The organism is Tistrella mobilis (genome assembly GCF_041468085.1).
Classification (GTDB): domain Bacteria; phylum Pseudomonadota; class Alphaproteobacteria; order Tistrellales; family Tistrellaceae; genus Tistrella; species Tistrella mobilis_A.
The window spans coordinates 407,822-434,272 of the sequence record NZ_CP121015.1 but is presented as its reverse complement, the minus strand read 5'-3'; the positions used below and the strand labels follow the sequence as shown (position 1 = coordinate 434,272).

The following is a 26,451-nucleotide window of genomic DNA, read 5'->3' as shown; positions in this document are numbered from 1 at the left end:
GGGCCGGTGACGCCGGTCGTGATGCCGTCCGAGGTTTCTTGCGTCCATGAATCAGCAGTCCCTGTCCGCCTTCATCTGGTCGGTCGCCGACCTTCTGCGCGGTGACTACAAGCAGTCGGAATATGGCCGGGTGATCCTGCCCTTCACGGTACTGCGCCGGCTGGACTGCGTGCTGGCCCCCACCAAGGCGGCGGTGCTGGCGGAGCATGCGGCGAAGCGCGCCCAGGGGATCAACCCCGAACCCTTCGTGCTCAGGGTGGCGGGGCATAATTTCTGTAACACGTCGCCGCTCGACCTGAAGACGCTGATCGGGGCGCCGGACGATATCCGGCAGAACCTGGCGAGCTATCTGGAGGGTTTCTCGCCGGCCGTGCGCGACATCTTCGAGCGGTTCGAGTTTCAAAACCAGATCGACCGGCTGCACAAGGCCGGGCTGCTCTATCAGGTGGCGGAGCGCTTCACCCAGATCGATCTGCATCCGGATCAGGTGACCAACCACCAGATGGGGCTGGTCTTTGAAGAACTGATCCGCAAATTCGCCGAACTGTCGAACGAGACCGCGGGTGAGCATTTCACGCCGCGCGAAGTCATCCGGTTGATGGTCAACCTGATCTTCATCGAAGACGACGACGTCCTGACCCGCCCCAATGTGGTGCGCACGATCTATGATCCGACCGCCGGCACCGGCGGCATGCTGTCGATTGCGGGCGAATATCTGGCCGAACACAATCCCAAGGCGCGGCTGACCGTCTATGGCCAGGAGCTGAACCCGGAATCCTATGCGATCTGCAAGGCCGACATGCTGATCAAGGGCCAGGACGTGTCCAAGATCGTGTTCGGCAACACCCTGTCGGATGACGGCCACCCGGCGGCACGTTTCGACTATATGCTTTCCAACCCGCCCTTCGGCGTGGAATGGAAGAAGGTAGAGAAAGAGGTTCGGGCAGAGCACACCCAGCAGGGGTTCAACGGCCGCTTCGGCCCCGGCCTGCCGCGGGTGTCCGACGGGTCGATGCTGTTCCTGCTGCACCTGATCGCCAAGATGCGGCCGGTGGCCGATGGCGGCTCTCGCTTCGGCATCGTGCTCAACGGCTCGCCGCTGTTTACCGGCGGTGCCGGCAGCGGCGAAAGCGAGATCCGGCGTTACGTGCTTGAAAACGATCTGCTTGAGGCGATCGTGGCCCTGCCGACCGACATGTTCTACAACACCGGCATCAGCACCTATATCTGGATCGTCAGCAACCGCAAGCCGGCCCCCCGTCGCGGCAAGGTGCAGCTGATCGACGCTTCGGCCATGTGGCAGAAGATGCGCAAGAGCCTGGGCTCGAAGCGCAAGGAACTGTCGGATGCCCATATCGACGAGATCACCCGCCTGTTCGGCCATTTCGTCGAGGCGGAGGCCGATGGCCGGCCGGTATCCCGCATCTTCCCCAACACCGCCTTCGGCTATCGCACCATCACGGTGGAGCGCCCCACCCGCGACGAGGCGGGGCGCATCGTCCTGGGCCAGCGCGGCAAAATGAAGGGCCGCCCGGTCCCCGATACCAGCCGCCGCGACACCGAAAACGTGCCGCTGGATGAAGATGTGGAGGCCTATTTCCGCCGCGAGGTCCTGCCCCATGCTCCCGATGCCTGGATCGATCACGACAAGACCCGGATCGGCTATGAGATCCCCTTCAATCGCCATTTCTACGTCTTCACCCCGCCCCGCCCGCTGGAGGTGATCGACGCCGAACTCAAACAGACCACCGACCGGATCAAGGCGATGATCGAGGGGTTGAGCGCATGAGCTTCCAGCGTTATCCGGCCTATCGGGACAGTGGCGTTGAATGGCTGGGGGAGGTGCCGGCGCATTGGGAGGTGTGCCCAATGAAGCGCTTCGCACGCTTCGCTTACGGAGAAGCCCTTCCTGCCGATATCAGGAACGAAGAAGGTATGGTGCCCGTTTTTGGCTCAAATGGTGTCGTGGGATACCATGATCGATCAAATACGGAATCCCCAGCAATATTTATTGGTCGGAAAGGTTCGTGTGGAGCTCTAAATTGGAGTGATGTCAGTTCATTTGGGATCGATACTGTTTATTATGTCGATAATAGATCTTGCGATCCAGACATTAGATGGATGTTTTGGCTGCTCCACATTGCGGAGTTGAGTTCGGTATCCCAGGACACAGGTGTGCCGGGACTGCCGAGAGACTTCGCGCACGAAAGGATACTCCCGCGCCCTCCTCATGAGGAGCAAAGGCTTATCGCCACCTTCCTCGACCGCGAAACCGCCAGAATCGACGCCCTGGTCACCGAACAGGAAAAACTGATCGATCTGCTGAAGGAAAAGCGGCAGGCGGTCATTTCCCGGGCCGTGACCAAAGGGCTCGATCCGCAGGTTCCGATGAAGGACAGCGGGATTGCGTGGCTGGGGGAGGTGCCGGCGCATTGGGATGTGGTGCCGGTTTCCTACCGCTATGAGGTTCAACTCGGCAAGATGCTGGATGGAAACAAAATCACCGGCAAAAATCTGCGCCCTTATCTCCGGGTTTTTGATGTTCAGTGGGATAAGATCAATATCGATGATCTTCCGGAGATGGATTTTGATCAGGAAGACCGCGTTAGATATAGCTTGAGAGCAGGGGATCTTCTTGTAAATGAAGGCGGAAGTTACGTGGGACGCTCTGCGGTCTGGCGTGGGGAGATGGAGGAATGCTATTATCAGAAGGCACTCCACCGGCTTCGACCTCATGATAAGATGGCGGACACTGCTGAATTTTTCTTGTTCGTCATGGAGAACGCGACTCGTCAGGGCGTATTCGTTGCCGGAGGAAATCAAGCGACCATCGAACATCTGACTGCCGAAGCTCTTCGGCGTTATCGTTTTGCTTTCCCTCCTCGCCAGGAGCAGGAGGATATTGCGGCCCATCTTCGTCGGGAGACGGAGCGGTATGGAGCCCTCATCACCGAGGCCCAAAAAGCCATCACCCTCCTGAAAGAACGCCGCGCCGCGTTGATTTCCGCCGCCGTCACCGGCCGGATCGATGTGCGGGACCGTGTGGCGGCGGGGGCGACGGAGGCGGCATGAGTCTGCACCGGGAGATCGCGTTCGAGGATGATGTCTGCGCCCATCTGGCGGCGCATGGCTGGCTGTATGATCCGGCCGCCGCCGCCGGTTACGACCGGCGGCGGGCCGTCTTCCCCGAGGATCTTCTGGCATGGCTGCGCGACACCCAGCCCGAGGCCTGGGAGGGGATGTGCCAGCGGCACGGCGCCGATGCGGCCGATGTGCTGCTGAACCGGGTGCGCCGGGAACTGGATGATCGCGGCACACTGGACGTGCTGCGCCACGGCGTGGATCTGCTGGGGCTGCGGCAGCGGCTGATGCTGGCCCAGTTCCGGCCGGCCCTGGGGATGAACCCGGCATTGCAGGCGCGCTATGCCGCCAACCGCCTGCGGGTGGTGCGGCAGCTGCGCTATTCGCTGCACAACCAGAACTGCCTGGATCTGGTGCTGTTCCTGAACGGCATTCCGGTCGCCACCGCCGAACTCAAGACCGATTTTACCCAGGCGGTCGAGGATGCGATCGACCAGTACCGGACCGACCGCGACCCCCGCCCGCGCGGCCAGGGCGCGGCCGAGCCGCTGCTGGATTTTCCGCGCGGCGCGCTGGTCCATTTCGCGGTCAGCAACACGCTGGTGCGGATGACCACCCGACTGGCCGGCACCGCCACCCGTTTCCTGCCCTTCGACCGCGGCCATGACGGCGCCGCCGGCAACCCGCCGGTACCCGACGGCCATGCCACCGCCTATCTCTGGCAGGAGGTCTGGGCGCGGGACAGCTGGCTGGAGATCCTGGGCCGCTATATCGTCGCCACCCGCGATGCCCGCAAGCGGATCGCGGCGATCATCTTTCCACGCTATCACCAGCTTGACGCCATCCGCAGGCTGGTGACTGCGGTGCGCGAAGACGGGCCCGGCGGCCGCTATCTGATCCAGCATTCGGCCGGATCGGGCAAGACCAACTCGATCGCCTGGGCCGCCCATTTCCTGGCCGATCTGCATGATGCGACCGACACAAAGCTGTTCGATACCGTGCTTGTGGTCAGCGACCGCACGGTTCTGGATGCACAGTTGCAGGAGGTGATCTTCGCCTTCGAACGCACCACCGGCGTGGTGGAGACCATCACCAATGTCGACGGCAGCAAGAGCAGACGGCTGGCAGCCGCGCTGTCCGGGTCCAGAAAGATCGTGGTCTGCACCATCCAGACCTTTCCCTTCGCGCTGGACGAGGTGGAAAGGCTGGCCGCAACCCAGGGCAAGCGCTTTGCGGTGATTGCCGACGAGGCCCATTCTTCCCAAACCGGCCAGGCGGCGGTGAAGCTGAAAGAGGTGCTGTCGGCACGCGAATTTGAGGATCTGGCCGATGGCGGGGAGCTGGGCAGCGAGGATCTTCTGATCGCCCGCATGGACGGCCGGGCGGCGCGGCGCGGTGTCACCTATGTCGCCTTCACCGCAACGCCCAAGGCCAAGACTCTGGAACTTTTCGGGCGCCGCCCCGATCCCTCGCGCCCGGCCGGCCCCGACAACCTGCCGGCGCCGTTCCATGTCTATTCCATGCGCCAGGCGATCGAGGAGGGTTTCATCCTCGACGTGCTGAAGAACTACACGCCCTATCGCCTGGCCTTCCGCCTGGCCAGCGGCGGCCGCGAATGGGACGAGCGCGAGGTGGAGCGCAGCGCCGCGATGAAGGGCATCCTGGGCTGGGTGCGGCTGCATCCCTACAACATCGCCCGGAAGGTGCAGGTGGTGGTGGAGCATTTCCGCGAGACCGTGGCCCCCCTGCTGGGCGGCACCGCCAAGGCGATGGTGGTGACGGCAAGCCGGCGCGAGGCGATCCGCTGGCAGCTGGCGATGACCCGCTATATCCGCGAGCAGGGCTATTCCATCGGCACGCTGGTGGCCTTTTCGGGCGAGGTGACGGATACCGAGCTGGCGCCGGATCCGTTCACCGAAACCAGCCGGATGCTCAACCCCGATCTTGCCGGGCGCGACATCCGCGAGGCCTTTGCCACCAGCGCCTTTCAGATCCTGATCGTGGCAAACAAGTTCCAGACCGGCTTTGATCAGCCGCTGCTCTGCGGCATGTATGTCGACAAGCGGCTGGCGGGCATTCAGGCGGTGCAGACCCTGTCACGGTTGAACCGCGCCCATCCGGGCAAGGATACGACCTATATCCTGGATTTCGTCAACGAGCCCGAAGACATCCTGGCGGCCTTCCAGACCTATTATGAAACCGCGGAGCTGGCGGCGGTTACCGATCCGGATCTGGTCTATGACCTGCGCAGCCGGCTGGATGCCTTCGGCCATTATGACGACAACGAGGTCGAGCGGGTGGTTGCGGCGGAGCTGGACCCGCGTGGAAGCCAGGCACAGCTTCAGGCCGCCATAGCCCCCGTCGCCGACCGGCTGCTCCGCCGCTACAAGACCCTGCAACACATGCTGGAAACGGCGCGGGATAGCGGGGACGAGCGAACGGCAGCAGACGCCCGCGACGAGATGGCGGCGCTGGTCCTGTTCAAGGGCGATCTGGGCGCCTTCCTGCGGCTCTATACCTTCCTGTCGCAGATCTTCGATTACGGCAACACCGATATCGAGAAAAGGGCGATCTTTTATCGCCGCCTGCTGCCCCTGCTCGATTTCGGCCGCGAGCGCGAGGGCGTCGATCTGTCGGGCGTGGTGTTGACCCATCATTCCCTGCGCAATCGCGGCCGCCGTGCCCTGGCTCTGGGCCCGGGCGAGGCCGAGAAGCTGGCTCCCCTTACCGCACCGGGCAGCGGCGAAATCCGGGACAAGGAAAAGGCCCTGCTGGCCGAGATCATCGCCCGGATCAACGACCTGTTCGAAGGCGACATGACCGATGACGACAAGCTGATCTACGTCAACAGCGTCATCAAGGGGAAGCTGCTGGAATCCGAGACCCTGTGCGAGCAGGCGGTCAGCAACAGCAAGGAACAGTTCTCCGCATCCCCCGATCTTGATCAGAGCCTTCTTCACGCCATCATGGACGCGCTGGAGGCTCATACCGCGATGAGCCGCCAGGCCCTGGACAATGAGCGCGTCCGCCAGCGCCTGCGCGACATCCTGCTGGGGCCGGGTGAGCTTTACGAGGAATTGCGCGGTCGGGCGCAGGCGCGTGCCGTTGCCGCTATGTCCGCCCCCACCTCCCGGCTCCCCACCCCATGACCGACGCCCGCGCCTGGGAAATGCGTGTCTTTCTGCGTGTCGCGGCGCGCGGGGCCTTCAGTGCGGCCGGGCGGGAGCTGGGGATGACGCCGTCGGCGACCGCCAAACTGATCACGCGGATCGAGGCGCGGCTGGGGGTGCGGCTGGTGGAGCGGTCGACCCGGCGGTTGCGGTTGACGCCCGAGGGCGAGGTTTACCGCGAGCGGGCCGAGGCGCTGCTGGCCGAGCTGGAGGCGATGGAGGCCGAAGTCGCCGGCCAGGCGGTGGTGCCGTCGGGGCTGGTCAGGATCAACAGTTCCATCCCCTTCGGCCGGCACTGCCTGCTGCCGCTGCTGCCGGATTTCACCCTGCGATATCCGCAGATCCGGCTGGATCTCACCTTCACCGACGAGGTGGTGGATCTGTATCTGGCGCGGGTGGACATCGCCTTCCGGGTGGGGAAGCTGGGCGATTCGGGCCTGCGCGCGGTGCATCTGGGCGAGGTGCGGCGGCGGATCGTGGCCTCGCCCGATTATCTGGCCCGGCGCGGCGTGCCGCGGCGGCCCGACGATCTGGTCGATCACGACTGCCTGGGCTTCAATTTCCGCCGCGCCGCCGCGGTCTGGCCGATGACGGTCGACGGCCGCCAGGTGGCGCGCGAGGTAGAGGGGCGGATCCAGGTCAGCGACGGCGAGACCATGCGCTATATGGCCCGCGCCGGGCTGGGGCTGGCCCGGCTTGCCGAATACCATGTCCGCGACGACATCGCCGCCGGCCGGCTGGTCACCGTGCTCGACGACTGCCTGGCCGACAGCGAGGTGGTGCATGCGGTGTATCTGGGCCGCGAGCGGGCACCGCGACGGATCGAGGCCTTCCTGGATCATGCCGCACCCCGCCTGCGCGAGCGGTTGCGGCAGGGCTGATGGCCTGTGACGTTTCGTGGGAAGTTCGGGGTCTTGCACTCGTTTCCGGCCGAGGTTCCGACGCCCGATGATCCGCCGCATCCTGCTCGTTACCGCCGACAGCGCGCCCGATACGCTGCATACCAGCAGCCGGGGCACGCATCCGATGGGGCTGTTCTATCTGGCGGCGGCGGCGCGTGAGGTTGTTCCGGGGCCAGGCTTTCCACGTCATCGACGACATCTTCGATGTCCCGCGCCCCCATGCCAAGGCGGTGCTGCGCGGGATTGCAGGTGAACTGCCGGGTATCCGGGCCCCCGCCCGGCCGCCGGGCGATGGCCGCGTCGTTCCGGCTTGTCACCGCCAGCACACCGCCAGAAAGGCCTCGCCCCGGCCAGGGATGATGCCGTAGATCGACATGCTGCGACGTCAGGGGTCCGCCTTTCGTTCAGGCCAGGGCCCGATGAAGATCCGGACCGGCCCCGCCTGCTGTGCCATCCGTCGGAAGGTCCTGCCATGATCCTGCCAGTGGCCGGAGCAGCGCGGCTATCCGGACCGGCGCGTCCGCGATGAAATGCCCGAGGGCCTGGCATCGGCCGGGACCCTGGCCGACCGGGCGCGCAAGATCGCGGTCGTCATCCCGGCGGTGATCATCGCCCGCGCGCCGCCCGTGAGCGTTCAGCCCCGGGCGGCGCCGCCTGGGGCGGGTCAGTCGCGGAAGCGCGCCGGGCGCTTTTCGAAGAAGGCGGTCATCGCTTCGGTCAGGTCGTCCGACAGCAGCATGGCGGCGTTCCAGGTGGCGATGTAGTTCAGCCCGTCGGCGACCGAGTGGTCGCGGACATAGGTGATCATCTCCTTCGTGCCGCGGATGGCGAGCGGCGACTTGGACGCGATCTCGGCCGCGATCGCCGCGACCCCGTCGTTCAGCGCGTCGACGGTGGCGAAGCGGCGGTTGATCAGCCGCATGGCTTCGGCTTCGGCCGCGGTCACCTTGCGGGCGGTATAGGCCAGCTCGCGCGCCATGCCCTCGCCCACGATCTTGGGCAGGCGCTGCAACGTGCCGACATCCGCCGCCAGGCCCATATCGACCTCTTTCACCGAAAACCAGGCATCGTCGGCCGCATAGCGCATGTCGCAGGCGGTGATCAGGTCGATGCCGCCGCCCACACAGGGGCCGTTCACCGCCGCGATCACCGGCTTGCGGCAGCGTTCCACCGAGGTCACGGTGTCCTGGATGGCCAGGATCTGGCGGCGCAGCTTCTCCCCCCGGCGGCCATCGCAGCCGTCGGCGACCTCGTCCTTCATGGCGCCCAGCATGGCCAGATCGATGCCGGCGGTGAAGAAGCGCCCGGCGCCGGTGATGATGCCGACCCGCGCCTGCGGGGTCTCGTCCAGCCACTCCATCGCGGCCTTCAGCTCCACCCACATCGGCGCGTTCATGGCATTGGCCTTGTCGGGCCGGTTCAGCGTCACGCGGGCAACCGCACCTTCCAGCGTGACGGCGAGGGTGGTGAAGGCGGGCGGGGTGGCGGGCATCGGGGCGTTTCCTCGTCAATCAGACGTTCGTTTCAATTTGCCCGATTGTCCGCCATCGCCCCGGTCAGCGCAAGGGCGTGCACATGCCTCTGACCGGCCGTGCAGCCGTCAGCTGTTGTAGACGGCGGAGATGTCGTTGATCGTCTTGGCGGCCGCACCCTTGACCGAGTGGCCTGTGAACAGCCCGACGGCGAAGAGCACGCCCGCGCCCATCGCCATCAGATGGGCGATGAAGCGACCGGCCGCGCCGCTGCCGGCCACGGTCTCCAGATCGGCATCGCTCAACTCGCCGTCGGCCGGCTCGGGCAGGGGCAGCACCAGGCGCGCGGGCGTGGTGCGGGCAAGCACGGCGCCGAAACCGGCCGGGGCCGTCATCTCGGTTGCAATCTCGACATCCGGGGCCAGCGGCAGGCCGGCCTCGGCCAAAGCGGCGCGCGGATCGGTGCGCAGCCGGTCGTACAGCCCGGGGTCACGGCCGGCGGCATCAAACAGCCCGGCCAGCTGCGTCAGGATCTCCACCTGCATGGCGTCCGGCGCGGTGGGGTGAAGGATGTCTGCCATGGTGGATCTCCGGGCCCTGCGCGAAGGATTGGGGGTGTCAGCCCTGGCTGCCGCGTGCGGCCTGCACATCGGCATGGTGCTGGGCGACCGCGCCGGCGATATCCACCTTCTTGCCGAAAATCTGGGCGAAAGCGTTGCGGACGGCGCCGATCAGGTTGCTGAACATGTTGGCGAGCGCGCCGCCGCCTGCCACAGCCTCCAGCTCGTCATCGCTGAGTTCGGTGCCCGAGACGAGCGGCGGCACCGGCAGAACCAGCCGGTCGGGCGTGGTCTGCGCCGCGACGGCGGCCGCGTCGGCCGGCGGGGTGATCCTGGCCGTGACGGTAACCACATCGTCGACCGGCAGGCCGGCTTCGGCCAGGGCCGCACGCGGATCGCTCAGCAGGCGCTGATGCAGGGCCGGGTTGTGGGCGGCATCGTTCAGCAGCCGGGCCAGGTGGTGCAGGACATCGGTTTCGGTCGCGGCAGTGGCGTCGGTCATGGAACAAGCTTCCGCTGGCGTGCAGTCATGACCGCAGTATAGCGGGGGCGGCCCGGCGGGACTTTTCGCTCCGTCTCTAAAACCCGGCCGTCTGTCTCATCTGGTCAACGGCCGTTCATCAGCTTGCCGATGCCCGATCCGGCGATCGGCCCGATGGCCGAGATCAGGTCGTTGAACCAGCCGCCACCGGCGACCCGGTCCAGATCGCTGTCGTTGAGCGCCGTATCGCCGGCCAGCGGCGGCACCGGCAGGATCAGCCAGGTGGGGGTGGTGCGCGCCACCACGGCCGCGGCCTCGGCCGGCGGGGTGATTTCGGCGGTCACACGGACATCGTCGTCCACGGCGATGCCGGCCGCGGTGAGTGCGGCGCGCGGATCGGCCAGCAGGCGCTGGTGCAGGGCCCGATCATGGGCGGCATCGTTGAGCAGCCGGGCCAGGCGGTGCAGCGGATCGGTCGGGGCGAGGGCGGGGGTGTCGGGCATGGCATCGGTCTTTCGCTGTCCTGCGTCCGCGCGCGCAGGCTGATGCCCGCAGTATAGCGCGGGCGGCCGGGCCCGACTTTTCGTGCCGTCTCTGAAATCCGGCCGTCCGTCTCATTCCGGCTTATGGCCTGCGCGGTCAACGCAGGCCGAATATGCCCGGGATGCCGGTCGTGAACGAGGGGCCGAAGGTCTGCACCTGATCGTAGAACCGGTTGCCGCCCGACACATGGTCCAGATCGGCATCGCTCAGCGCATCCTGGCCGGCAAGCGGCGGGACGGGCAGGACCAGATGATCCGGGGTGGTCGCCTCGGCAATCGCCGCGGCATCGGCGGGGTCCGTGATATGGATGGTCACCTGAACGCCGTCGGCCACGGCCAGGCCGGCCTCGGCCAGCACGGCCTTCGGGGCCTGGCACAGCCGGTGATGAAGCGCGGCGTCACGGCCGGCGGCTGCCAGCAGCCGGGCCAGTCGTTCAAGAATGTCCGTCTGTTGCGCTGCCGGCGCGTGTGTATGGATGGCGTCTGCCATGGCGGGTATCCCGGCCCGGGTGCATATCGAAGATGTGGCCTGGCGGATGACGGGCTCACCAATCCATCCGCCGGCACCATCCCTGACATGCCGCCGCGTCCGATCAAAGGCATCGGCAGCGGCCGGGTAAACCCCCGGCGATACCGGGCGGTCTGTTACCCGGACACCCCGATCTTCGGCACCGGCACACCCTGGTCTTCCGCGGCGGCCAGCTGCACCGCCTTGGCGCGCCGGAAGCCCTCGCGTCCCGACAGCCGCTCCCAATAGGCGCGGACATTGGGGCCGAGTTCGCCCGCCAGCCCCACCGAATGGGCAAGCAGGATGGCATAGCCGACCGAGATGTCGGCGGCGGTGAAGCGGCCGGCGCAGAGATAGTCCTGCTCGCCGGTCATCTGCTCGATCAGCCGCAGCCGGGCCAGGAACCATTTGGCGTAGTCGTCGGCCGCCTGGGGCAGTTTGCGCTCGTCGGGTTCAAAGAAGCGATAGCGCAGCACCAGGGTCTGCGGGAAAGTCAGCGTCGCCTCGCCGAAATGCAGGAAGTTGAGGAAGGGGCCGTAATCGGCCTCGTCCGGCGCCACCGCCAGGCTGGTCGGGCCATAGCGGGTGACGAGATACTGGCAGATCGCCGCCGATTCGGTCATCCGCCGGCCCTCGTCGAACAGGGCGGGGATGGTGCCGAGCGGGTTGATCTCCAGATAGCTCTTCTGGAACACCCGGGGCGGGAAGGGCAGCATCTTCAGCTCATAGGCCGGGCCGCCGGTCTCCACCGCCAGTTCCTCCAGCGTCCAGAGCGGGCGGAAGGACCGGGCGTCGTGGCAATGATAGAGGGTCAGCAAGGCGTCAAATCCTCCCGGGTGCTGTCCGTCCGGCGTCGACGGCTGCGGGGCTTACAGCCCCATCTGCCGGCTCGCCAGATCCTTCATGATTTCCTCGGCGCCGCCGCCGATGGCATTCACCTTCACTTCGCGGTAGATCCGCTCCACCGCCGCCCCGCGCATATAGCCGGCGCCGCCGAAGATCTGCACGGCTTCCGAGGCACAATACGCCATGGTCTGCGTGGCCTGGTTCTTTGCCATGCAGATCTGGGCAACCGGATTGTCGCCGGCTTCCAGCGCCCAGACCAGTCTTTCGATGAAGGCTTCGGTCACCTCCACACGCTGGGCCATGTCGACCAGCTTGTGGCGGATGACCTGATGGCTGGACAGGGGCTTGCCGAAGGTGGTGCGCTCGCGGGCATAGGCGGCGGCCTCGTCCACGCAGACCCGGGCGAAGGCGCAGGCGGTGGTGGCGAGCGCGATCCGCTCGTCGTTGAAGTTCAGCATGATGGTCCGGAAGGCCGAGCCCTCCTCGCCGATCAGATTGGCGGCCGGCACCCGGACCTCGTCGAAATGCAGTGTCGCCGTGTCCGAGGCCCACCAGCCCATCTTCTTCAGCGGCGTGCGGGCGAAGCCGGGGCTTTCCGCCTCGATCACCATCAGGCTGATGCCGTCGCGGCCGGGCCCGCCGGTGCGCACCGCGACCGTGTAGTAATCCGCGCGCATGCCCGATGTGATGAAGGTCTTCTCGCCGCTGACCACGTAATGGTCGCCCTCGCGCCGGGCCTTCGTGCGGATATTGGCGACGTCGGAGCCGCCACCCGGTTCGGTGATCGCGAGCGCCGAGATTTTCTCACCCGCCAGAATGCCCGGCAGCACCCGGGCCTTCAGTTCGTCGGAGCCGGCTTTCACAATCGGCGGTGCGCCGATGGTATGGCTGAGCAGGCTGGCCGGCACGCCGCCCGCCCCGCAGCGGGCCAGTTCCCGGCCGGCGATCATGCTCATGAACCGGTCGGCCGGGATCCCGCCATAGTCTTCCGGAAAGCCGAGACCGAGCAGCCCGATCTCCGCCGCCTTGCGGTAGAGGTCACGCGGGAATTCGCCCGCCTCGTCCCAGTCGTTGACGAAGGGGGTGATCTCGCGCGCCACCCAGCGGCGGAGCGTGTCCTGCCACTCCAGATGCTCGGGCGAGAGATAGGGGGAGCGCAGGAGGTTCATGGGGGGCGTCTCCGTGTGGTTCAGCCTGCGGCGGCTGGGGCCTCGATTTCCACCAGCACCTGGCCGGCGCCGACCTGGTCGCCCTCGCCGACGGTGATGGCGGTGATCCGGCCGGCGAGGTCGGCCTTGTGAACGTGCTCCATCTTCATCGCCTCCAGCGTCACCAGCGGCCGGCCGGGCTCGACCTCGTCGCCGATGGCGGCCAGAACCGCGACCACCCGGCCGTTCATCGCCGCCTTGATCCGGCCGTCGCCGGCGGCCTCGCCGGCGCGATGGGCGGGCTCGAAAGACCGGTCGTCGATCCTGACCGGCCGGCCGTCCAGATGCAGATGCAGCACATGGCCGTCCTGGGCGAAGCGCAGCCGGGTGACCGTGCCGTCGATCGCCAGAACCAGGGTGCCGGCCACGCCATCGGCGCCGGGCGTCAGCTCCACCGGGGCCAGGTCCACCGTCTCCTCCCCGACCTCTGCCGTGAAGCGGCCGGGGCCGGTGCGGGCGATGGAAACCGCCGTGGCATTGCCGTCCACCGCCAGCAGAACCGGCACCGGCAGGGTATGGGCCAGGCTGCGCCCGGCGACGCCGCGGCCGTCGGTGGCGATGCCGTGCAGCAGCAGGGCCGCGACCGCGGCGGCGCGGCGGTCGGCCAGCGCATCGCGGGCCAGCAGCTCGTCGCCATGGGCACCGATGAAGGCGGTGGTCGCCTGGCCGGCCGCGAAGACCGGATGGGCCAGGCAGGCGGCCAGGAAGCCCTGATTGGTGGCGATGCCCAGCGCCACCGTATCCTCCAGCCCGTGGATCAGCCTGCGGCGGGCATCGTCGCGGCTGGCGCCATGGGCAATGACCTTGGCGATCATCGAATCGTAATAGGGCGAGATTTCCGGGTCGCCGCCCAGCGCATGGTCGACGCGCAGCGCCGCGGTCGGCTCCCAGGCCCGGAAGCGGCCGCTCTGGGGCATGAAGCCCTTCGACGGATCCTCGGCGCAGAGCCGGACCTCGATCGCATGGCCCCGCACCTGCACCTGGGCCTGGGTGATGGGCAGCGGCCGGCCGGCGGCCGCGATCAGCTGCAACTCGACCAGATCGAGCCCGGTGACGGCCTCGGTCACCGGATGCTCCACCTGCAGCCGGGTGTTCATCTCCATGAAGTAATAGCGGCCCTGGGTGTCGAGCAGGAATTCCAGCGTGCCCGCGCCCTCATAGCCGATGGCCCGGGCGGCCTGCACGGCGGTCTCGCCCATCCGCGCGCGCAGATCCTCGTCGACCGCGGGCGACGGCGCCTCTTCGATCACCTTCTGATGGCGGCGCTGAACCGAGCAGTCGCGCTCGCCCAGATGCAGCACATTGCCATGGCGGTCGGCGATGACCTGGATTTCGACATGGCGCGGCGACAGGATCGCCTTTTCGACGATCACATCCGGGTTGCCGAAGGCGCTCTGCGCTTCCGACCGGGCGCTTTTGAGCGCGGCGGGGAAATCGGCGGCGGTCTCGACCAGCCGCATGCCGCGTCCGCCGCCGCCGGCGGTCGCCTTGATCATCACCGGAAAGCCGATCCGGCCGGCCTCGGCCGCGAGCCGGGCCTCGTCCTGGTCCTCGCCCTGATAGCCGGGCACGCAGGGCACGCCGGCCGCTTCCATCACCCGCTTGGCGCCGGCCTTGTCGCCCATGGCGATGATGGCGGCGGGCGAGGGGCCGATGAACACGATCCCGGCCTCGGCACAGGCGGCGGCGAAGCCGGCGTTTTCCGCCAGGAAGCCATAGCCCGGATGGATGGCATCGGCGCCGGCGGCTTTGGCGGCAGCGATGATCGCATCGATTTTCAGATACGAGGCGGCGGGTGCGGCTTCGCCGATGCGCACGGCGCGGTCGGCCTCGCGGACATGGGCGGCGCCGGCATCGGCATCGGAATAGACCGCGACCGTGCGATAGCCCAGGCGGCGGGCGGTGCGGATCACCCGGCGGGCGATCTCGCCGCGATTGGCGATGAGGATGGTGGAGAAGGGGGTAGGTTCGGCCATGACCCTGACACTCTGACGGAAGACGGGGAAGGGGTGGGGCGGGCGGCGCGTCTCTGCCCGGATCAGGCAGAGGGCGGCCCTCCGGTCACGGCCTGGCGACCGAGAACTGCATCCGGCGGGGCTGGCGGGCCTCGGCCTCGCGGCAGATCGCCAGCACCTCGGCCAGCACCGCGCGGGTGTCGCGCGGGTCGATCACGCCGTCGTCCAGCAGGCGGGAACTGGTGGCGAAGACGCTCATCTGGCCGTCGAAGATGTCGATGATCCGCTTCTGCAGCGCATCCAGCTGGGCCTGATCCGGCTCCACCCCCTTGCGCTTCGCGGCGGCCGCCGTGACGATCGCCATGGTCTGGGCCGCCTGCTCGCCGCCCATCACCGCGGTGCGGGCATTGGGCCACGAGAAGCAGAAACGCGGGTGGAAGCCGCGGCCGCACATGCCGTAATTGCCGGCACCGAAGGAGGCGCCGCAATAGATGGTGATCTGCGGCACGGTGGCGCTGGTCACCGCCTGGATCATCTTGGAGCCGTGCTTGATCATCCCCGCCTCTTCATAGGCGCGGCCGACCATGTAGCCGGTGGTGTTGTTCAGGTAGATGATCGGGGTTTCAGACTGGCAGCAGGCCTGGATGAAATGGGTCGCCTTGTTGGCGCCGGCCGGATCGATCGGGCCGTTATTGGTGATGATGCCGACCGCGAAACCCTCGATCCGGGCATGGCCGCAGACCGTGGCCGGGCCGTAGCGCTCGCCGAATTCCAGGAAGTCGCTGTCGTCGACGATGCGGGCGATGACCTGTTTCATGTCGACCGGCCGCTTGTGATCCACCGGCATCAGCCCGACCAGCTCTTCCGGGTCGAGCCGGGGCGGCAGCGGGGCGTGTTCCGGCGTGGCGCGCACCAGGCCCGCATCCCAGTCCAGCCCGGCGACGATGTCGCGGGCGATGGCGATGGCATGGCGATCGTCCTCGGCCAGATAGTCGCCGAGCCCTGAGATGCTGGTATGCATCACCGCACCGCCCAGCTCCTCTTCGGTCGCGATCTCGCCGGTGGCGGCCTTCAGCAGCGGCGGGCCGGCCAGAAAGGCGCGGGTGCGGTCGCGGACCATGACGATATAGTCCGACAGCCCGGTCTGATAGGCGCCGCCGGCCGTCGACGAGCCATGGGTGACGGTCACCACCGGCAGGCCCGCGGCCGACAACCGGGCGAGATTGCGGAACATGCTGCCGCCATGGACAAAATCTTCCACGCGGTAGTTCATCAGATTGGCGCCGGCGCTTTCGACCAGCTGGACATAGGGCAGCTTGTTTTCCAGCGCCAGTTCCTGCGCGCGCAGCTGCTTGGCCAGGCCCATGGGCTGGAGCGCGCCGGCATCGATGCCGCTGTCGGAGGCAGAGACCATCACCCGCACGCCCGACACGAAGCCGATGCCGGCGATGACGCCGCCGCCGGGAATGCTCTTTTCGGGATCCGTGCTGTCCATCAGATAGCCGGCCAGGGTCGACAGCTCGACGAAAGGCGTGCCCGGATCCAGCAGCAGGGCGACCCGTTCGCGCGGCAGCAGCTGGTGGCGCTTTTCGAACCGCGGCTTGGACCGGGCAGATGCCGCCCGCGTCCGCGCCTCCAGCGCCCGGACCCGATCGATCAGCGCCGTCATGTCCCGGCGATTCGCCTGGAAGCTCTCGGCTCCGGTCGAGATGGAGGACGTTATCTGCGTCATGGGCCGGGCACCTCTGCCGTGCGGATGGAATGGTCGTGTCTGGTCCTGCGGGGGCGGTCGCCGGCCTCGGGAGGAGAGCATTGGGGGATGCAGCCGGCAACCGCCCGGACCACAGCCTATCGGGTGGCGGTGCGGTGCGTCTTGCGTTCAGTGGCTGCCCGAAGGGCCGGACGCCGGCCGTCGGTGCTGCGCATGAGCGCGGCCTCGCCGCGTTTCCGGCCTGCCGACCGGCTGATCTGATTTTGCGGGAGGGCGTTTAGCCTATGCGTTAACATCCGGAAATAAAGCAACTAAAAATGTATTTTTAATGCAGAAGATGAGAGATCCGACGGATTAAAACGTATAACGGAATAGCATCAGCCAGTCATCTGATCAGAATCCTGGCAGCCGAATGTTGTCAAACGACTCTGATGTCGGGACAGGTGAACAAATGATCAGCAGCCTTGCAGAGAAAACCAACCCTGGTATGTCCGCCGCATACCTGGAAAAGGCGACCCCTGCCGGATCTCGGCCGGCATGGCGCAGCCCGAAGCTGGATATGCTCGACGCGACGCAGACCGCGGCCGGTGAATATGGCACTGGCGATGTCGACATCTTCAGCTGAGCCGACCGGGTCGAATGGGGGCGGCCGAAACTGCCGTCCCCCAGCTGCACCTTTGCTCAGAACGCCCTCCGATGGTGCATGCGGGCGATGGCGCATGCAGGCCGGGCTCGATCACGGCCGTTTGACCACCTGCCGAAAAATTGCAGGATATTGCGCAGATTTCGTGTGCCGCCGATATGGTAAACGACCCCGGAGAGCCTGCCGGGTCATGGTAAATAATAGGTAAATTTCAGATAGTTAAAGAAAACACTCAATTTCTGCGGTGTCATATGACGCGCCAGTGATTGGCTCTTTCATCTGCGTGCCGATTCCACTAGCTTGCGCCCGCCATCGATGCAATCTGCACCGATGGTCGGATTTCGGAGTGGGATCGGTCCATGGATATGCGGCAGCTTCTGGGAGCGGGTCTTGTGCTGGCGGCGGTGCCGGCGGCGATCGTGGCAGGGCAGATGGCCGGCGGCGGCGAGTTGCTGTCGGGGGTGGCGGGCACCGCGCTTGCCCTGGGGGGGGCTCGGCCTTGGCCGCATCGGGCGTGGCCCGACCGGTGGTGCCGCGGATATTGCCGCGCGGGAGGGCGATGTGGCCGAGATGCTGGCCCGGATCGCCTTCGACCGCTCGGCAGATCCGATCCTGGTCGCCGGGCCCGATGGGTTCCTGGCCTGCAACGATGCCGCCGTCCGCTTCCTGGGCGCACGCGATCGCACCGAGATCATCGGCCTGCAGCCGGCGCGGCTGTCGCCCCCTGTTCAGCCCGACGGGTCCCCGTCCGAGGTGGGGGCCGTGGCCCATCTGCGGGCGGCGCTGGCCAAAGGGTTCTCGCGTTTCGAATGGACCCATTGCCGGCTTGACCGCACGCCCGTGCCCGTCGAGGTGACGCTGGTGGCCTTCGAACACCAGGGCCGCCCTCTGGCGGTGGTCTATTGGCGCGATCTGACGCGGGTGGTGGAGGAGCGCGAGGCCGGCCGGCACATGGCGGAAGAGGTGATCGGGCGCGCCGAGGGCTTCGCCCGCCGGACCGACGAGATGCAGTCGCGGGCCCGCAGCCTGGCCGTGGAGGCGCATCGCGGGCTGGACGAGATCAGGGCGGCCGACGGTTCCGCGGCACAGGTGTCCGACGAAGCCCAGGCGATCGCCGCGGCGACCGGCCAGCTTGCGGCGTCGATCGGCGAAATCGGCGCGCGGATGGCCGAAGCCGACGCCGTCACCCGCTCGGCAGGTGACGAGGCCACCCGCGCCGATGCCCTGGTGCAGGAACTGGCCGGCACCGCAGGCCGGATCGGCGCGGTGGTCAGCCTGATCAACCAGATCGCCAGCCAGACCAATCTTCTGGCACTCAACGCCACCATCGAGGCGGCGCGCGCCGGGGCCGCCGGCAAAGGTTTTGCCGTGGTGGCCGGCGAGGTGAAGAGCCTGGCGACCCAGACCGCGCGCGCCACCGAAGAGATCGCCGGCCAGATCGCCTCGGTTCAGGAGCAGACCCGCGGCACGGTGGAGGCGATCCAGAACATCGGTGCGGTGATCGCACGATTGCGCGACATCTCGTCGGCCATTGCCGCCGGCACCGAAGAGCAGGGCGCGACCACCCGCGACATCGCCGGCCGTGTCACCACGGCCGCCGAGGGTGCCCGCAAGGTGGCGGTCAGTATCGGCCGCGTCCGCGAGGCCGCCGATGAAAGCGGCCGGGTGTCGCAGGAGGTGCTTGCCGCGGCGAGCGGGCTGGAGGCCGAATTCGGGCAGCTGAAAACCCTGGTCGGGACGATGTTGCACCGATGACACATCACGCGGATTTGTCTCGGGCTGGCCGCTGATCCGCGTTGCCGCCTGTGCAAATGTCGTCGTATATGTACGGGATATTCACGCCACACGGTACCCCCGCATGACCGGACGTGGCGCAGGATGCCAGCCTGTGTCTATCTCTGGCCCCTGTCCATCCTTGGCCCCTGTCCATCCGTGGGCCCTGTCCATCCCTTGTGCAAGAAACCATGCCCATGAGCGCGCATCCGAAGCCTTCCGCGGCGGCATCCGATCAGACGGCCGCGACCTCCCCCCTGTGGCAGCGCCCGCAGCTGACCGTGCTCGACGTCACCGACAACACGATTGCCGGCGGGCCGGTGGTCGTGAATGACGGGCTGGGAAACGCCAGCTGACATCGCGCCTTGTCTGAAGCCCTGGCCGGAAAGGTGCGCCGGTGTCCGATCTGCTGGCCTATCTTGGTGAAATCCGTCTGTTCGCTCACAACAAGATCCCCGATAATTGGGCGGTATGTGACGGCTCCCTTATCGGTATCACGGCCAATCCGGCCCTGTTCACCCTGTTGGGGAAGGCCTTCGGCGGTGATGCCCTGAACTTCGCCCTGCCTGATCTGCGGGGGCGGGCGGTCATCGGCGTGGCGCCCGCCGGGCGGGGGGAGACCGGCGGCAGCGAGCAGGTTACGGTGACGGTCGAGAATCTGCCGCCACATACGCACCCCGTGGCCGCCGTGTCGGCACCGGCCGATACGGCCAACCCGGCCGGCGCATATCTGGCGGAGCCGACGCCGCAATCCTCGTCGCTACCGGCCGGGCCGCCCGTCTGGAAGCCTGATCCGGCGGCCCTCACCGCGCTGCACCCGATGACCGTCGCCTCCACCGGGTCCGATCTGCCGCATGAAAACCGGCAGCCATATATCGTGCTGAGCTACTGCATCTGCACGAACGGCCCCTATCCTTCACGCAGCAGCTGACCGGAGGTCAGGTCCATGGATGGCAGCTTGATGGGGGAAATCCGTCTGATCGCGACGGATCGGGCGCCGGTCGGTTGGTTGAAATGCGACGGCAGCCTGGTGAATATCAGCCAGTATCCCGGCCTGTTTTCCATGATCGGCACCACCTATGGCGGGGACGGGGTCAGGCAGTTCGCCCTGCCCGATCTTCGCGGGCGGCTGCCGATCGGCCAGCGGGCGGCGACCGCCGCGCAGCCGGCCTATCTGCTGGCGGAGACCGGCGGCCAGCAGACCACGACCCTGACGGCCCTGCCGCCTCACAGCCATGATTTCATGGTGACAACGGATGCGGCCACGACGACCCAGCCGGACGGCGCGGTTCCCGCCGTTCCGCCCCAGCCGTTTCAGACCTTCGTGCCGCAATCGGCCACGGCCGGATCGGTCGCCCTGTCGGCGAGCATGCTCACCTATGTCGGCGGCAACCAGCCCCACGACAATATGATGCCGAGCATGCCCATGGCCTACATCATCTCCGTGGCGGGCAGCATGCCGCAGACGATGCCGGAAGGAGGTGCCTGATGGACGTGTTTGTCGGCGAAGTCCGCGCCTTTCCTTATGCCTTCATCCCGGCCGGATGGCTGCTGTGCGACGGAAGCCTGGTGTCGATGGACACATACCAGAATCTGTTCTCGGTCATCGGGACGACTTATGGCGGCGGCGAGGGGACGTTCGGCCTGCCGTCTCTGCTGGGGTCGGCGGTGATCGGTACGGGCATGTCTGCCGGACGCAGCTTCACCGCCGGGCAGGCGGTGGGCTCTGCCACCGTCGCGCTGACCAAGGACACCATTCCAGCCCATACGCATGTGATACAGACGCAGATAAGCGTTGAGCGCGCGGCGCAGCCCGGAAGCACGACCCTGATCGGATCGCCGCAATATCCGTTCAAGGGCAAGCAGTATCTGTACAAAGGGTATATCGGTGACGGCAGTGCGCCTGTCACCGTCGCCATGGCCGATGCAACCATTACGTCTACCGGGGGCGGTATCCCGCACCCCAACATGTCACCCTATCTGACACTCGTCTACTGCATCAACGCGACCGATCCGAACTCGATCATGCCGGTCTGGCCTTCTGCTTAGGGGCGGCCTCGAAACTCATCCTCCCCTTGGGATCCTGCGGACGAGAAGCATGACCGCAGCGACGTAGAGGAATGTTTCTGCGAAGTCGATGGTGGCCTCGATATCCTTCTCTTTGTTGGTGTCGAGACGGCCTCTGAAGCATCTGTCAGGCTGTCAAATACCGTTGAAAGATGCCCGACCCGGTCATCGAATTCCTTGTGACTGACCTATGAATCAGTCTCGCTCATGATCTCTTTTTCTGTTTCTCGTATCCCAGGCATGGCGGATATCACCCTGGAACTCCCCCATCAGTGAGACGCCGGCAACGGCGAAGACACCCACCATCCAGATGTCGCCGAACAGCGCCCAGAGGCCGATGCCGATCAGCACGAGCGCGAAGCCGATCGTCAGGCGCGGCACGGATCGCCGGTAGATCGGGGTATACCGGCAGACGAGGTCGACATAGCGCCGCCAGATGCGGCCAATCCTGGAAGCAGGCCGGGTCGTTTCAGTATGTTTTGTGGTCACGGAACAGCCGCTCACCCACCAGCACCAGAGCCAGTGCCGCCGGCCCCCCGATCACCACGCCCATCAGGCCGGATCCCGTCAGCATGCGGGCCAGGGCGACGCCCAGGATCAGCAGCAGGCCCAGGCTGAAGCCCAGCCCCGCGGCGCGGCGGGCCGGGCTTCGGCGGGCGATGCGGACCAGGCGGGCGGTCATCAGCCAGAGCGCCAGGAACCACAGGAAGGTGACCACGGTGCCGGCGATCAGCGTGTCCCTCGGGTAATCCGTCTGCATCGCCAGGAACGGCCCCTGGCTGAGCGGCAGGACGATCAGCGCAGTGGCACCGGCGGCGAACAGGATCCCCGGCAGGATCCGGCCGGCAAGCCGTGCCGGCCTGCGAGGATCGGGATGGGCCGGAACGGGCATCCGTTGCATCTCCTCTCAGGTCTCCCCGGGGCAGGGGATCAACCCCAAAGCGGATACCCGGTACGATAGGAACCAGGTGCCTCTCTGGTCAATATGCAAATGAGAATGAATCGCGTATAAATGAGCCGTGTATGCATGCGGCTGACAGATGTCAGCCCGCATTGCCTAAATACCTAAACACAGGCATTATACCCCCAATCCACAAGAACGCGCCCCGCCCATGCAGGCGGTGGCCAGGGAGGAAATGCCTGATGCCCATCGCCGTCGAGCGTCGCGGACGTGTCGCGCAGATCGTGTTCAACCGGCCCGAGACCGGCAATCTGATGAATGCGGCGCTGTTTGCGGCGCTGCGCGATGCCCTGCGGGATGTGGGCGGTGATCCGGCGGTGCGGGTGGTGCGGCTGGGATCGACCGGCGATGCCTTTACCCGCGGTGGGGATCTGAACGAATTCGTCGAGAATCCGCTGAAAGGCGGTTGGGAACAGTCGGCGCTGTATGAATGCACGCTGGAACTGGCGCGGTTCCAGAAGCCGATCGTGGCGTCCGTGCAGGGGCCGGCGATCGGCGGCGGGTCGACGCTGATCCTGAATTGCGACATCGTCATCGCATCGGATCGCGCCGGCTTCGTGTTCCCGTTCTCAAGCCTGGGCATCTGCCCCGAGATCGGCTCCAGCTATCTTCTGCCGCTGGCGGTGGGGGAGCGGCGGGCGCGGGACTGGATGCTGACCAGCCGGAAGATCGGCGCCGAAGAGGCGCTGGCCGCGGGCCTCGTGACCGAAATCGTGCCCCATGACATGCTGGAGGCCCGCGCCGATGCGGTCGCCGACCAGCTTGCGGGCTTCGCGGGCGAGGCGGTGCGGGCAACCAAGAAACTGCTTCAGGATGTCCATCTGGCCGCACTTGAAGGCGCGATCCAGGCCGAGATGCGCGCCCTTGCCACGCTGATGGAAGGCCCCGCCGTGCGCGAGGCCGTGGGCGCCTTCTTCCAGAAGCGCAAGCCCGATTTCTCGGGCCTCGCCTGACCGGACGGAGGGCGGTGATGAGCATGAGCGCTGGCGGCAATCCGCGGGTGATGCTGATCGGCCCGGAACGGCTGTTCTATGCCGGGCTGCTGGGCCGGCCCAGCACCCGCAATCTGGGCGGGATCGGCATCTATGTGGCAGCGGAAGGCCGGATCGCGGTTCAGGTGGACGGCGGCCCCGACCGCGTCGGCAGCTGCGCGGTGGTGCCCGCCTATACCCCCCACACCATCCGCGCCGAAGGCCGCGACATCCTGGCGGTGAAGATCGAGCCCGAGACCGTCGACCTCCACGGCCTGCCCGGTTTCATCCGTCGCGCGCTGACCCTGCCCGATGCCGCCGGCATCGTCGAGGCGCCCGAAGCGGTGGCCCGGATCCGCGCCGCCCATGCCGATCTTGCCGCCCGCCCGGGCGGCGCCTGCCCCGACAGCCCCGATTTCGACCGGGCCTTCTTCGGCGCCGCGATCCCGCCCCGGGTATTGGACCGCCGCATCCGCGCCGTGGTGCGCCAGGCCCCGGCGGACATCCAGGCCTTCCCCTCGGCCGAGGCCTGTGCCGCGCTGTGCGAGCTGTCGGTCTCACGCTTCCTGCATCTGTTCCGTGACCAGACGGGGCTGAGCTTCCGCAACTGGCGCGCCTGGAAACGGGCGCGGATCTCGCTTGCCCATGTCAACCGCAACCCCAATCTGGCGCATCTGGCGCTGGATTTCGGCTATCCGGACCAGACCCATTTCAGCCGGTCGATCCGCAACATCTTCGGCCTGCGCCCCCGCGACATCGTCGCCGGCTCCCGCCGGCTCGACATCCGCCTGACCGATGGCGTGCTGCCGCCGGCCATGCGGCCGCCCGCCGTCGCAGGGCTTGCCCGAAGCTGATCCCGACCGGCCGGAATGGGCGGTCCCTCGACCAGAGGTGACGTGACCCCATGACCCGGACCGACGTTTCCGCCGCCACGCCCAGCCCCACCGATCAGCCGGCAACCGACCAGCTGGCCGCCGACCTGACCGCCGCCCATCCGCGGGTGATCGATCTGGTCGCGCGCGGTGCCCGCCTGAACCCCGAGGGCGTGGCGCTGGTTCATCTGCCGACCCCCGATCATCCGGGCATGGCGCCCGTCACCCATGACCGGATGATGGGTCTGGTGGCAACCGCCGCCGCCCGCTTCCGCGCCGCCGGCCTGGAGCCGGGCGATGCGGTCGCGATCCTGTTGCCCAGCTGCCCGGCGCTGATGGTGTCGCTGTGGGCCGCGATGTGGGCGGGGGTGGCACAGCCGCTCAATCTGCTCTTCACCCGCGAGGCCATCGCCGCCCAGCTGACGGCGGCGAAGGCCAGGCTGTTGATCGTGCCGCCCGAAGGCGCGCCGGCGGGGCTGTATGAAAAGGTCGCGGGGCTGGAGGCCGAGATCCCCGGCCTGCGGATCATGACCGCGCCCATCGACGGCAGCGTGGCGCTGGATGGCGAGGCGCTGGCGCCCGATCCCGACTGGCGCACCCGGCTCGACGAGGGGCGCGTCGCGGCCGATCCCGACCGGGTGGCGGCGCTCTACCCCACCGGCGGCACCACCGGCGCGCCCAAGCTCGCCCGGTTGACCGAGCGCAGCATGGTCGCCTCGGCCCTGGGCTCCATGCTGTCGATCGACTATCGCCGGGATGACCGGCTGCTGGCGGGGCTGCCCCTGTTTCATGTCGGCGGCGCCTTCGTGGGCGCGCTGGCCGCGGCGGCGGCCGGGGCCGGCATGTGGTTCCCGACCATCGCCGGCTTCCGCAACCCGGCCGTGGTCGCAGCCTTCTGGCAGATGGTCGCCCGCCACCGCATCACCCTGGGCGCGCTGGTGCCGACCAGCCTGGGGGCGGTTGCCGGCACGCCCACGGACGGCGCCGATCTGTCGTCGTTGCGCCTGGTGCTGACCGGCGCCTCCACCTGCCCGCCGGAGGTGGTGAAGCGCTTCCTGGCCGCCTGGGGCGGCGATGCCGTGCGCCAGGTCTATGGCATGACTGAATTTTCCGGCGCCATCGCCCAGGTCCATCACGACGTCATGCCCGACGGCGCCGCGGTCGGTCTGCCGCTGGCCCAGGTGGAGGTGGCGGTTCTGGCCGATGGCGTGCTGCACCGCACGGCACCGACGCCTGCGGGCGAGCTGCTCGCCCGCGGCCCCCAGGTCTTCGCGGGCTATATGGACCCGCGCCAGACCGAGGCCGCCTTTTACGACGGCTGGCTGCGCACCGGCGACATCTGCCGGATCGCAGAGAGCGGCCAGCTGCACATCACCGGCCGGATCAAGGATCTGATCATCCGCAGCGGCCATAATATCGATCCGCTGATCCTGGAGGATGCGGCGCTGGCCCATCCGGGCGTCGCCATGGCGGCGGCGGTGGGCCTGCCCGACGCTTACGCGGGCGAGGTGCCGATGCTGTTCGTGGTGCCGGCCGCGGGCGCGGATCTGGCGGATCTGGCGGGCTTCATGGAAACCCGCATCACCGAGCCGCCGGCCCGGCCCAGGCGGATCGAAGCGCTCGCCGACATGCCGGTGACCCCGGTCGGCAAGATCTTCAAGCCGCGGCTGCGCGAGCTGGCGGCAGAGACCGCCGCCCGCGCGCTGCTTGCCGCGATCGATCCGGCGGCGACGGAGGCGGTGAGCGCCGCCACCGACGGCACCCATGGCCTGCATCTGCGGCTGGATCTGCCACCCGACTGGCCCGCCGCCGGCGCGGCGCGCATCCGCGCCGCGCTGGGGGAATTGCCGCTGCCGGTGGTCGAGGGCGGCTGAGCCGGCAGGATCCGGACGGGGTGTATCAGACTTCCGCCGCGCCGCCGTCGCAGGGGATGGTGGCGCCGGTGGTATAGGCGCCGGCGCGCGCGGCCAGGAAAATCGCGACGCCGGCGATGTCTTCGGGCTGGCCGATGCGGCCGAGCGGCACCTCGCCGATCACCTCGTCGCCGCGCTCGGCCAGCGTCGCCGCCATCATCTGGCTGGGGAAGGGGCCGGGGGCGATGGCATTGACCAGGATGTTCTCGGCCGCCAGCCGTTTCGCCAGATGGCGGGTCAGCATGATGCAGCCCGCCTTGGACGAGGTATAGGCGTAGGTTTCAAGGAAGGTGGGGTTGATGCCGTTGATCGAGGCGATGTTGATCACGCGCGCCGGCGAGGCGGCCGAGGCCGAGGCCCTGAGCAGCGGCAGCAGCTTCTGGGTGAGGAAAAAGACCGACTTCATGTTGAGGTCGACGACCTTGTCCCAGCCGTTTTCCGGGTAGTCGTCGATGGCGGCACCCCAGGTGGCGCCGGCATTGTTGACCAGAATGTCGAGCTTCTGCTCGCGCGCGCCGATCTCGGCGACCAGGCTTTCGATGCCGGCCAGGGTCGACACGTCGGCCGGCAGTGCGATGCAGGTGCCGCGCTCCGACAGCTTGTCGGCGATCTGCTGGCAGACCGTCGCCTTGCGCGACGACACATAGACCTTGGCGCCGTTCTCGACGTAGCCGGTGGCGATCATTTCGCCGATGCCGCGCGATCCGCCGGTGACCAGCGCCACCTTGCCGGAAATGTCGAACAGGTTCTGCATGGGGCCGCAGCCTCCCTTGGATACGGTTCTTGTGGTTCCGCGGGAGCATAGGCGCGTGCGG

General features: G+C 67.4%; 25 protein-coding genes. 13 read left to right on the top strand and 12 right to left on the bottom strand.

Annotated elements, in window-relative coordinates:
* Positions 1–46 precede the first annotated feature (46 nt).
* The 4 genes from P7L68_RS04690 to P7L68_RS04675 are packed head-to-tail and all read left to right on the top strand — an operon-like array spanning position 47 to position 7,132.
* Positions 47–1,789, top strand: coding sequence for an N-6 DNA methylase (locus P7L68_RS04690; protein ID WP_371999445.1), 1,743 nt, complete (start codon positions 47–49; stop codon positions 1,787–1,789).
* Positions 1,786–3,072 (top strand): restriction endonuclease subunit S, encoded by a 1,287-nt coding sequence (locus P7L68_RS04685; protein ID WP_371999443.1) that lies wholly within the window; start codon positions 1,786–1,788, stop codon positions 3,070–3,072. The genes P7L68_RS04690 and P7L68_RS04685 overlap by 4 nt, the downstream gene beginning before the upstream one ends.
* A complete protein-coding gene (locus tag P7L68_RS04680; protein WP_371999441.1) occupies positions 3,069–6,230 on the top strand; it encodes a type I restriction endonuclease subunit R in 3,162 nt (1,053 codons plus the stop codon). Before P7L68_RS04685 ends, P7L68_RS04680 begins: the two co-directional genes overlap by 4 nt.
* Positions 6,227–7,132, top strand: coding sequence for a LysR family transcriptional regulator (locus P7L68_RS04675; protein ID WP_371999439.1), 906 nt, complete (start codon positions 6,227–6,229; stop codon positions 7,130–7,132). The genes P7L68_RS04680 and P7L68_RS04675 overlap by 4 nt, the downstream gene beginning before the upstream one ends.
* Positions 7,133–7,817: 685 nt before the next feature.
* Here the strand turns inward: P7L68_RS04675 and P7L68_RS04670 are convergent.
* The 9 genes from P7L68_RS04670 to P7L68_RS04630 all read right to left on the bottom strand — a co-directional run bounded on the left by P7L68_RS04670 (position 7,818) and on the right by P7L68_RS04630 (position 16,457).
* Complete coding sequence (locus P7L68_RS04670; protein ID WP_371999437.1) at positions 7,818–8,645, bottom strand: crotonase/enoyl-CoA hydratase family protein; 828 nt, start codon at positions 8,643–8,645, stop codon at positions 7,818–7,820.
* Positions 8,646–8,753: 108 nt separating this feature from the next.
* Positions 8,754–9,206: a hypothetical protein gene (locus tag P7L68_RS04665; protein WP_371999435.1), complete on the bottom strand. Its 453-nt coding sequence runs from the start codon at positions 9,204–9,206 to the stop codon at positions 8,754–8,756.
* A gap of 37 nt (positions 9,207–9,243) precedes the next feature.
* A complete protein-coding gene (locus P7L68_RS04660) occupies positions 9,244–9,687 on the bottom strand; it encodes a hypothetical protein (RefSeq protein WP_371999433.1) in 444 nt (147 codons plus the stop codon).
* Between the two features lie 104 nt (positions 9,688–9,791).
* Entirely contained in the window at positions 9,792–10,169 is a 378-nt protein-coding gene (locus P7L68_RS04655) for a hypothetical protein (RefSeq protein ID WP_371999431.1), read from the bottom strand.
* Between the two features lie 136 nt (positions 10,170–10,305).
* Positions 10,306–10,698 (bottom strand): hypothetical protein, encoded by a 393-nt coding sequence (locus P7L68_RS04650; RefSeq protein ID WP_371999429.1) that lies wholly within the window; start codon positions 10,696–10,698, stop codon positions 10,306–10,308.
* A 155-nt stretch (positions 10,699–10,853) separates the two neighbouring features.
* Positions 10,854–11,534 carry a glutathione S-transferase family protein gene (locus tag P7L68_RS04645; RefSeq protein WP_371999427.1) on the bottom strand — a complete coding sequence of 227 codons (681 nt, stop codon included), beginning with the start codon at positions 11,532–11,534 and terminating at the stop codon, positions 10,854–10,856.
* 51 nt (positions 11,535–11,585) lie between these two features.
* Positions 11,586–12,731, bottom strand: a complete 1,146-nt coding sequence (locus P7L68_RS04640; RefSeq protein ID WP_371999425.1) for an acyl-CoA dehydrogenase family protein — start codon at positions 12,729–12,731, stop codon at positions 11,586–11,588.
* Between the two features lie 20 nt (positions 12,732–12,751).
* On the bottom strand, positions 12,752–14,746 hold the full coding sequence (locus P7L68_RS04635; protein ID WP_371999424.1) for an acetyl-CoA carboxylase biotin carboxylase subunit: 1,995 nt from the start codon (positions 14,744–14,746) through the stop codon (positions 12,752–12,754).
* Positions 14,747–14,831: 85 nt separating this feature from the next.
* On the bottom strand, positions 14,832–16,457 hold the full coding sequence (locus P7L68_RS04630; RefSeq protein WP_371999422.1) for an acyl-CoA carboxylase subunit beta: 1,626 nt from the start codon (positions 16,455–16,457) through the stop codon (positions 14,832–14,834).
* Positions 16,458–16,887: 430 nt separating this feature from the next.
* Between P7L68_RS04630 and P7L68_RS04625 the strand changes: the two genes are divergently transcribed.
* The 6 genes from P7L68_RS04625 (at position 16,888) to P7L68_RS04600 (ending at position 20,901) form a co-directional block, all read left to right on the top strand.
* Complete coding sequence (locus tag P7L68_RS04625; RefSeq protein WP_371999420.1) at positions 16,888–17,061, top strand: hypothetical protein; 174 nt, start codon at positions 16,888–16,890, stop codon at positions 17,059–17,061.
* A 588-nt stretch (positions 17,062–17,649) separates the two neighbouring features.
* Positions 17,650–18,834, top strand: coding sequence for a methyl-accepting chemotaxis protein (locus P7L68_RS04620; RefSeq protein WP_371999971.1), 1,185 nt, complete (start codon positions 17,650–17,652; stop codon positions 18,832–18,834).
* A 215-nt stretch (positions 18,835–19,049) separates the two neighbouring features.
* Positions 19,050–19,208, top strand: a complete 159-nt coding sequence (locus P7L68_RS04615; protein WP_345957552.1) for a hypothetical protein — start codon at positions 19,050–19,052, stop codon at positions 19,206–19,208.
* A 41-nt stretch (positions 19,209–19,249) separates the two neighbouring features.
* A complete protein-coding gene (locus P7L68_RS04610) occupies positions 19,250–19,783 on the top strand; it encodes a phage tail protein (RefSeq protein WP_371999418.1) in 534 nt (177 codons plus the stop codon).
* 15 nt (positions 19,784–19,798) lie between these two features.
* Entirely contained in the window at positions 19,799–20,341 is a 543-nt protein-coding gene (locus tag P7L68_RS04605; RefSeq protein ID WP_371999416.1) for a phage tail protein, read from the top strand.
* Positions 20,341–20,901 (top strand): phage tail protein, encoded by a 561-nt coding sequence (locus P7L68_RS04600; RefSeq protein WP_371999414.1) that lies wholly within the window; start codon positions 20,341–20,343, stop codon positions 20,899–20,901. Before P7L68_RS04605 ends, P7L68_RS04600 begins: the two co-directional genes overlap by 1 nt.
* A gap of 213 nt (positions 20,902–21,114) precedes the next feature.
* Here the strand turns inward: P7L68_RS04600 and P7L68_RS04595 are convergent, their stop codons facing one another.
* Together P7L68_RS04595 and P7L68_RS04590 are read right to left on the bottom strand one after the other, a co-directional pair.
* Complete coding sequence (locus tag P7L68_RS04595; protein WP_371999412.1) at positions 21,115–21,408, bottom strand: hypothetical protein; 294 nt, start codon at positions 21,406–21,408, stop codon at positions 21,115–21,117.
* A complete protein-coding gene (locus P7L68_RS04590) occupies positions 21,389–21,811 on the bottom strand; it encodes a hypothetical protein (protein ID WP_345957560.1) in 423 nt (140 codons plus the stop codon). The genes P7L68_RS04595 and P7L68_RS04590 overlap by 20 nt, the downstream gene beginning before the upstream one ends.
* Before the next feature lie 251 nt (positions 21,812–22,062).
* Here P7L68_RS04590 and P7L68_RS04585 point away from each other — a divergent pair, with 251 nt between their 5' ends.
* From P7L68_RS04585 to P7L68_RS04575, 3 genes are read left to right on the top strand one after another with little or no spacing between them, the layout of a single operon-like run.
* Positions 22,063–22,833, top strand: a complete 771-nt coding sequence (locus P7L68_RS04585; protein WP_371999410.1) for an enoyl-CoA hydratase-related protein — start codon at positions 22,063–22,065, stop codon at positions 22,831–22,833.
* Positions 22,834–22,850: 17 nt separating this feature from the next.
* A complete protein-coding gene (locus P7L68_RS04580; RefSeq protein WP_371999408.1) occupies positions 22,851–23,705 on the top strand; it encodes a helix-turn-helix domain-containing protein in 855 nt (284 codons plus the stop codon).
* 50 nt (positions 23,706–23,755) lie between these two features.
* Positions 23,756–25,597 carry an AMP-binding protein gene (locus P7L68_RS04575; protein ID WP_371999406.1) on the top strand — a complete coding sequence of 614 codons (1,842 nt, stop codon included), beginning with the start codon at positions 23,756–23,758 and terminating at the stop codon, positions 25,595–25,597.
* A gap of 25 nt (positions 25,598–25,622) precedes the next feature.
* Here P7L68_RS04575 and P7L68_RS04570 read toward each other — a convergent pair whose 3' ends face one another.
* Positions 25,623–26,390, bottom strand: a complete 768-nt coding sequence (locus P7L68_RS04570; RefSeq protein ID WP_371999404.1) for an SDR family oxidoreductase — start codon at positions 26,388–26,390, stop codon at positions 25,623–25,625.
* Positions 26,391–26,451 lie beyond the last annotated feature (61 nt).

Coding starts and splice junctions, on each gene's coding strand:
- P7L68_RS04660 (WP_371999433.1), bottom strand. CDS start 9,687: ATGACCGACGCCACTGCCGCGACCGAAACCGATGTCCTGCACCACCTG.
- P7L68_RS04675 (WP_371999439.1), top strand. CDS start 6,227: ATGACCGACGCCCGCGCCTGGGAAATGCGTGTCTTTCTGCGTGTCGCG.
- P7L68_RS04630 (WP_371999422.1), bottom strand. CDS start 16,457: ATGACGCAGATAACGTCCTCCATCTCGACCGGAGCCGAGAGCTTCCAG.
- P7L68_RS04690 (WP_371999445.1), top strand. CDS start 47: ATGAATCAGCAGTCCCTGTCCGCCTTCATCTGGTCGGTCGCCGACCTT.
- P7L68_RS04575 (WP_371999406.1), top strand. CDS start 23,756: ATGACCCGGACCGACGTTTCCGCCGCCACGCCCAGCCCCACCGATCAG.
- P7L68_RS04570 (WP_371999404.1), bottom strand. CDS start 26,390: ATGCAGAACCTGTTCGACATTTCCGGCAAGGTGGCGCTGGTCACCGGC.
- P7L68_RS04605 (WP_371999416.1), top strand. CDS start 19,799: ATGGATGGCAGCTTGATGGGGGAAATCCGTCTGATCGCGACGGATCGG.
- P7L68_RS04620 (WP_371999971.1), top strand. CDS start 17,650: ATGCTGGCCCGGATCGCCTTCGACCGCTCGGCAGATCCGATCCTGGTC.
- P7L68_RS04635 (WP_371999424.1), bottom strand. CDS start 14,746: ATGGCCGAACCTACCCCCTTCTCCACCATCCTCATCGCCAATCGCGGC.
- P7L68_RS04655 (WP_371999431.1), bottom strand. CDS start 10,169: ATGCCCGACACCCCCGCCCTCGCCCCGACCGATCCGCTGCACCGCCTG.
- P7L68_RS04625 (WP_371999420.1), top strand. CDS start 16,888: ATGATCAGCAGCCTTGCAGAGAAAACCAACCCTGGTATGTCCGCCGCA.
- P7L68_RS04600 (WP_371999414.1), top strand. CDS start 20,341: ATGGACGTGTTTGTCGGCGAAGTCCGCGCCTTTCCTTATGCCTTCATC.
- P7L68_RS04685 (WP_371999443.1), top strand. CDS start 1,786: ATGAGCTTCCAGCGTTATCCGGCCTATCGGGACAGTGGCGTTGAATGG.
- P7L68_RS04580 (WP_371999408.1), top strand. CDS start 22,851: ATGAGCATGAGCGCTGGCGGCAATCCGCGGGTGATGCTGATCGGCCCG.
- P7L68_RS04590 (WP_345957560.1), bottom strand. CDS start 21,811: ATGCCCGTTCCGGCCCATCCCGATCCTCGCAGGCCGGCACGGCTTGCC.
- P7L68_RS04640 (WP_371999425.1), bottom strand. CDS start 12,731: ATGAACCTCCTGCGCTCCCCCTATCTCTCGCCCGAGCATCTGGAGTGG.
- P7L68_RS04585 (WP_371999410.1), top strand. CDS start 22,063: ATGCCCATCGCCGTCGAGCGTCGCGGACGTGTCGCGCAGATCGTGTTC.
- P7L68_RS04680 (WP_371999441.1), top strand. CDS start 3,069: ATGAGTCTGCACCGGGAGATCGCGTTCGAGGATGATGTCTGCGCCCAT.
- P7L68_RS04650 (WP_371999429.1), bottom strand. CDS start 10,698: ATGGCAGACGCCATCCATACACACGCGCCGGCAGCGCAACAGACGGAC.
- P7L68_RS04615 (WP_345957552.1), top strand. CDS start 19,050: ATGAGCGCGCATCCGAAGCCTTCCGCGGCGGCATCCGATCAGACGGCC.
- P7L68_RS04665 (WP_371999435.1), bottom strand. CDS start 9,206: ATGGCAGACATCCTTCACCCCACCGCGCCGGACGCCATGCAGGTGGAG.
- P7L68_RS04670 (WP_371999437.1), bottom strand. CDS start 8,645: ATGCCCGCCACCCCGCCCGCCTTCACCACCCTCGCCGTCACGCTGGAA.